This window comes from Coleofasciculus sp. G2-EDA-02 (assembly GCF_040226375.1).
GTDB lineage: Bacteria > Cyanobacteriota > Cyanobacteriia > Cyanobacteriales > Coleofasciculaceae > Coleofasciculus.
The window spans coordinates 1-6,147 of sequence record NZ_JAVKEW010000238.1; the positions used below are offsets into that span (position 1 = coordinate 1).

Annotated in this window: 4 protein-coding genes and 1 pseudogene; 4 read left to right on the forward strand and 1 reads right to left on the reverse strand. The window is 46.2% G+C overall.

What is annotated here, in order from left to right; genetic code table 11:
* The first annotated feature begins 288 nt into the window (after window positions 1-288).
* The 4 genes and pseudogenes from iscB (at window position 289) to RLO19_RS27515 (ending at window position 5,528) form a co-directional block, all read left to right on the forward strand.
* A pseudogene (iscB, locus tag RLO19_RS27500) lies at window positions 289-1,391 on the forward strand (RNA-guided endonuclease IscB).
* Window positions 1,392-1,490: 99 nt separating this feature from the next.
* Window positions 1,491-2,807 carry an FAD-binding oxidoreductase gene (locus tag RLO19_RS27505; RefSeq protein ID WP_446360549.1) on the forward strand — a complete coding sequence of 439 codons (1,317 nt, stop codon included), beginning with the start codon at window positions 1,491-1,493 and terminating at the stop codon, window positions 2,805-2,807.
* A gap of 189 nt (window positions 2,808-2,996) precedes the next feature.
* The gene (locus RLO19_RS27510; RefSeq protein WP_446360550.1) at window positions 2,997-4,403 is read left to right on the forward strand and encodes a (Fe-S)-binding protein; all 1,407 of its coding nucleotides are present in this window, start codon (window positions 2,997-2,999) and stop codon (window positions 4,401-4,403) included.
* Between the two features lie 213 nt (window positions 4,404-4,616).
* Window positions 4,617-5,528: a ribonuclease D gene (locus RLO19_RS27515; RefSeq protein ID WP_446360551.1), complete on the forward strand. Its 912-nt coding sequence runs from the start codon at window positions 4,617-4,619 to the stop codon at window positions 5,526-5,528.
* A 60-nt stretch (window positions 5,529-5,588) separates the two neighbouring features.
* Here the strand turns inward: RLO19_RS27515 and RLO19_RS27520 are convergent, their stop codons facing one another.
* Complete coding sequence (locus RLO19_RS27520) at window positions 5,589-5,807, reverse strand: hypothetical protein (RefSeq protein WP_446360552.1); 219 nt, start codon at window positions 5,805-5,807, stop codon at window positions 5,589-5,591.
* Between the last annotated feature and the right edge of the window lie 340 nt (window positions 5,808-6,147).

Genomic DNA, 6,147 nt, shown 5'->3' on the forward strand with positions numbered 1-6,147 from the left:
AAAAAAAGGGGTTCTAGATATTAAGTGATATTCTAGTTGACTTCGGGTAGGACATAATTGTGTAAGACCTAATTAGAGGTGACTCGAAAGGGCGATGATTAGCTCAAGAATCTCCCGCGTTTTAACCGGGAGAGTGTCAAGAAAATCAAGATACCTAAGAATGCGTAGCCAGTTTTTAGCTCTATCGTTTGCGATTAAACAGACATATCGGGTCGAAGTCAGTGTCGTAAACCCAACAAGCTTTCGTAACATTGCCAAGGCTAACATTACCCGCAAGGAGACTCACTCGTGAGTAAAGTTTTTGTCTTAGACACCAACAAACAGCCTCTCAATCCCATCCATCCAGGAAGGGCAAGAATACTGTTGTCTCAGGGGAAAGCTGCGGTTTTCCGACACTACCCCTTTACTTTGATACTTAAACAGGAGGTGTCAAACCCCAAAATTGAACCACTCCGAGTCAAAATCGACCCCGGAGCGAAAACCAGTGGACTAGCATTAATCAACGATACGACAGGCGAAGTGGTTTGGGTAGCCGAGTTGCAGCATCGTGGGTTTCAAATTCGGGAGTCTTTGACTTCACGTCGTCAGTTACGACGCTCACGCCGTAACCGCAAAACCCGTTATCGTAAACCTCGTTTCCTTAACCGCACCCGTCTAAAAGGTTGGTTGCCACCATCTTTAAGTAGTCGTGCTGCCAACATCCTGACTTGGGTCAAGCGCCTATCATCACTGTGTCAAATTACCGCCATCTCTCAAGAACTGGTCAGGTTTGATACTCAGCAGATGCAGGATGCTGAAATTAGCGGAATTGGCTACCAGCAAGGTACACTCTTCGGTTACGAAATCCGTGAGTTCTTACTCGAAAAATGGAATAGAACCTGTGCCTACTGCGGGGCAAAAGACACCAAGCTGGAAATAGAGCATATTCAGCCTCGCTCAAAAGGAGGTTCTAACCGTATCAGCAACCTCTTGAGGTTGGTACTGGTGGTCGCACCAAATACAACAGAACCATTCGAGGACTGGACAAAACCCACTATTGGGATGCTGCTTGTGTAGGGGCATCAACCCCAGAGCAGTTAATCACATCAGGTGTTAATCCGTTGCTAATTGCTGCCAAAGGTCACGGAACCCGTCAGCAATGCCGCACCAACAAATTTGGATTCCCGATTCGTTATTGCAACAGAACAAAATTCCACAAAGGCTTTCAGACAGGTGACATCGTTAAAGCGATTGTCACTTCTGGGAAAAAGGTTGGGACTTACGTTGGTCGAGTAGCCACTCGTGCCACTGGAAGTTTCAATATCTCAACACCTGATGGACTGGTTCAGGGCATCAGTCACAGATACTGCAAACATATTCACAAAAAAGATGGATATTCATACATACAGTGATTTGGATATTTTAGGGGGATTGACCCCCATAAAATATCCCCCGTTTCCTCCCGCAGTTAACCTGAAGGGTATAACGGGGGTTTCCACGGGGGAAGAAAGATGAATGCGATCGCACAAACTCTAACACCGATTGTGGGTGACTCTAACATCTACCAGGGGGATAATTTACCCCCGCTATGGCAAGAGCGAATCCAGAAGGCTTACGGCGGGGAAACCCTTACTAGCACTCTCGTTTGTCCTAGCACTGTTCAACAGCTTTGTCAGGTGATCGAATGCGCCAACACCAATAATTGGCGGGTTCTCCCCTGTGGGAACGGTAGCAAATTGGCGTGGGCGGGTGTAGGTAAACCGATTGACCTGGTGATTAGTACCCAAAACCTGAATCAGGTGATTGATCATGCGGTGGGTGACTTAACAATAACGGCGCAAACGGGTGTTAAGTTAGCAGATTTACAAGCAATACTGCTGAAAACCAATCAATTTTTGCCTCTAGAACCCGCCTACCCGGAAGCCGCCACCCTGGGTGGAATTATTTCAACCGCTGATAGTGGCTCATGGCGACAACGCTATGGTGGGGTTCGGGATATGCTATTGGGGGTTTCCTTTGTCCGCAGTGATGGACAACTCGCCAAAGCCGGGGGACGAGTGGTGAAAAATGTGGCAGGTTATGACTTAATGAAACTGTTGACAGGAGCCTATGGCACCCTGGGAATTTTAACAGAAGTGACGTTTCGCTTGTATCCGGTACAAGAAGCCTCAGGGACACTCGTGCTGGCGGGAGACGCTGACGCGATCGCATCAACTACCAAAACCATACTCGCGTCTGCCCTAACGCCTACAGCCGCCGACTTACTCTCGTCTGAATTGGTGAAACAATTAGGCATCGGTCAAGGGATGGGCTTGATGGTTCGCTTCCAAAGTGTTACTGAAAGTGTACAGGAACAGTCCTCCCGTTTGCTAGAGGTTGGGCAGCAGTTGGGATTACAAGGCACACTTTATCAGGATAATGATGAAGCTCATCTATGGCAATCATTGCCAGAACAAATCTGGGGAATGCCCCAATCCACCGCGATTACTTGCAAAATAGGAGTAGTACCAACGGCGGCAGTAATGACTTTAACTGTACTCGATACCCTAACCTCTGGAACGGGATTGGGGCTGATCCATGTTGGCAGCGGCTTAGGAAAATTGCGGCTTAAACCTGAAACGGTGAAACCGGAGACAATTTTAAAGATGCGAGAGCATTGCCAATCCCACAGCGGTTTTTTGACGGTACTAGAGGCTCCAATTAGTTTGAAGCAACAGCTTGATGTTTGGGGATACAGTGGCAACGATTTAGATATTATGCGCCAAATTAAACAGAAGTTTGATCCGAAAACTATTTTAAGTCCTAATCGATTTGTGGGAGATATTTGAAAGAAGGCACAGGAGCAGATTTGACCCTTCACGATCTTCGATGGAACCTGGTTTTTCCGAATGTAGGGGCGGGTTTCACTATTATCTTTTCTTTTGCACCCGGATGTGACTAAACCCGCCCAGACCGACTATGGCACGTCTGGAAAATTCAATATTAGCTGTTAGATTTGTACATCTACCTAAAAAAATATGCAAACGGACTTTAAATTTCCCACACCAGATTCTGTTAAAGAAAGCGCAGAAACCACAGCGTTAGAAACGGAACAAAATGAATCTCAATCCCCTGGTTTTGACGCCAAAAATCCTCCTAAACAAGCCTTAATCGACACTTGTGTTCACTGCGGATTTTGCCTCTCTACTTGCCCTAGTTACCGAGTGATTGGCAAAGAAATGGATTCGCCGAGGGGACGGATTTATTTGATGGATGCGATTAACAACGGTGAAGCACCATTAGCAGAGGCGACGACGCAACATTTTGATTCCTGTTTAGGCTGTTTGGCTTGTGTGACTACCTGTCCCTCTGGAGTACAGTATGATAAGTTAATTTCAGCGACACGGCATCAGGTAGAACGAAATCAGCCTCGGAGTTTATCTGATCGGATTATTAGAGCGCTAATTTTTAATCTGTTTCCTTATCCGAGACGCCTGCGCCCCTTCCTGGCGCCACTTTATATCTATCAGAAATTAGGATTACAAAAGCTGGTAAGGTCTACGGGGTTGCTAAAGCAGATATTCCCCCGCTTAGCGGCAATGGATTCAATTTTACCGCAAATTACTTTAAAGTCATTTCAGGATAACTTCCCGGATGTAATTCCGCCGCAAGGGGAAACGCGGTATCGAGTTGGTGTGATTTTGGGTTGTGTGCAACGGCTATTTTTCTCTCCGGTTAATGAAGCGACGGTGCGGGTATTAACAGCGAATGGTTGTGAAGTTGTGATTCCCAAAACTCAAGGGTGTTGTGCTGCATTACCCGAACATCAGGGACAAACAGAACAAGCTAAAGCATTGGCGCGACAGATGATTGATAGTTTTGAGGGGACGGGTGTTGATTATGTGATTATAAATGCCGCAGGCTGTGGTCATACGTTGAAGGAATATGGACATATTCTAGACGATGATCCAGCGTATCGCCAGAAGGCGCAAGACTTTGTGGCGAAAGTGAGAGACGTGCAGCAATTTTTAGCTGAGGTAGGGTTGACGGCTAAATTGTCACCTCTGACAGATAAGCCTTTGACAATGGTGTATCAGGATGCATGTCATTTGTTACATGGGCAAAAGATTTCTGTACAACCGCGTCAGTTATTGCGGAAAATTCCGGGGGTAACATTACGCGAACCCATCGATGCGGCGCTGTGTTGTGGTAGTGCGGGGGTTTATAATATGCTGCAACCAGAAGTAGCTGATGAGTTGGGACAGCAAAAGGTTGAGAATTTGTTGAATACTGGGGCGGAGTTAATTGCGTCATCGAATCCGGGGTGTTCACTGCAAATTAAGAAACATTTAAACTTGCAGGAGAAGGAGATGCTGTTGATGCATCCGATGGAGTTGTTGGATTACTCAATTCGGGGGGAAAAGTTGGGAATTGGTGATAGGTGATTGGGGAAACGGGAAGCGAAGTAGGGGCGCACCGACATCATTGGTGTTAACTTAAGCGCTAAAAGCAGGGGGAGCAGGGGGAGCTGGGGGAGCAGGGGAAGCAGGGGAAGCAGGGGGAGCAGAGGGAGCTGGGGAAGCAGAGGGAGCAGGGGGAGCATTAGCGTGTAGGATGGTATACAGCATTTTCTACAATGCTGTAGCAGGATGTCATTAATGCCATACCTCACTCAAGCCCAAGATATTGACCGTGCGATCGCAAGCTGCACTCAAGCCTCTATCCTATGGTTAGATACGGAAGTCGCTGACTACAAAACCGATACGCCCCAATTGTCTTTAATTCAAGTCTTGGCGGATGGGAATGACCTCACGGGTGAGTGTGTCTCGATTCTCGATGTGCTATACCAGCCAGAACTCGCCGATGAGTTTATAGCTAAAATTATGTACAATCCGGCAATCGAGAAAGTCTTTCACAACGCCAGCTATGACCGGAAATTTTTGGGTAAACGCAAGGCAAAAAATGTCACCTGTACCCTAGAACTGGCGAAAACGATTCCCTACTATCGCCTCCCTGTCCCCAATTATCAGCTTAAAACTTTAACTGAATATTTTGGGATATGTCCCCATGTGGATAAAACGGAACAAACAAGCGACTGGAGAAAACGTCCCCTCTCACCCCGCCAACTCGATTACGCGGCTAAGGATGTCGTCTATGTGGCTCAGGTTCACCGTCATTTGTTAGAGCTAGCTCAACCTGACCCCGCCACGGAAGATATTGAAGCCCTAACCCTACGATATCGACAAATCGAGCATCGCTGGAAGCAACTGGATACGGAAATTCAACAAATTAAGGAACGGCTGAAAGCGGCGATGCAAGCGCAAAAGGTGCAAAACGTCAATGGCTTTCGCTTATCTATTCAAAATCGCACCAGCAAAAAAGTAGCCTTTCATCAATTGGCACAAGTGACCCAAAAACTGGGTATTGAGTTAGATTTATCGGTACAATTGACTAAATCTCTACAAGAGAAGTTAGGGGAGGTCATGGAGGAATTACCTGTAGAAGAAGAGAATAATAAGATTTGGCGACTCTCGATTACTCCACCGGAGGATGAAGACTTGCCATTTTGATTGCCATGTTTATAGAGGCTTCAAAAGCACGTCTGGCACATGATTTTCTAGGTAGCGGTACTAGAGGACTCGGATCAATCCGTGGCGTACCCCATAAATTAAACGGGTAATAGCATCTTCAGCCTCAGGACTCAATGCATCTTCTAACGGCGCTGTCATTAACTCATACCACTCCGAAAAGCTAATTTGTCCCGTTTGCATGGTTTCGGCAAATAATAGGGCTAAATGAGATGAGCTGTGGCTGACATACCGCCATTGTATTTTTTCTGCTACTATCATAAAAATTACCGAAATCTAAAAATATTCTTAAGTTACACCAAGATTTTAATCAAAAATTTAGATTTTGTCTCTAAAAATGGGGAACAAAGCCTGACCTTTTGAGTAAATAATTGTAACAAGCACAAAAATTTTGTGGCTGAGGGTTCGACGACTGAACCGATGTTCGAGAAACGAATACCCGGTTGTGTTCAAACGCCAAAGCTATCCGCCTAACACTGGACAACCGTGGACAACACGATCATTCCATTGATGGATAGCCAGTCTCAGCAAACGCTACGTTATTGGGGTCATGGAATCTATGGGTGCTTGCCAGCTCATAGTTTAAAAGCCGTCTAGGTTT

Excerpts from the sequence above, each read along its gene's own strand:
- RLO19_RS27505 (WP_446360549.1), top strand. The coding sequence starts at position 1,491 with ATGAATGCGATCGCACAAACTCTAACACCGATTGTGGGTGACTCTAAC.
- RLO19_RS27510 (WP_446360550.1), top strand. The coding sequence starts at position 2,997 with ATGCAAACGGACTTTAAATTTCCCACACCAGATTCTGTTAAAGAAAGC.
- RLO19_RS27515 (WP_446360551.1), top strand. The coding sequence starts at position 4,617 with ATGCCATACCTCACTCAAGCCCAAGATATTGACCGTGCGATCGCAAGC.
- RLO19_RS27520 (WP_446360552.1), bottom strand. The coding sequence starts at position 5,807 with ATGATAGTAGCAGAAAAAATACAATGGCGGTATGTCAGCCACAGCTCA.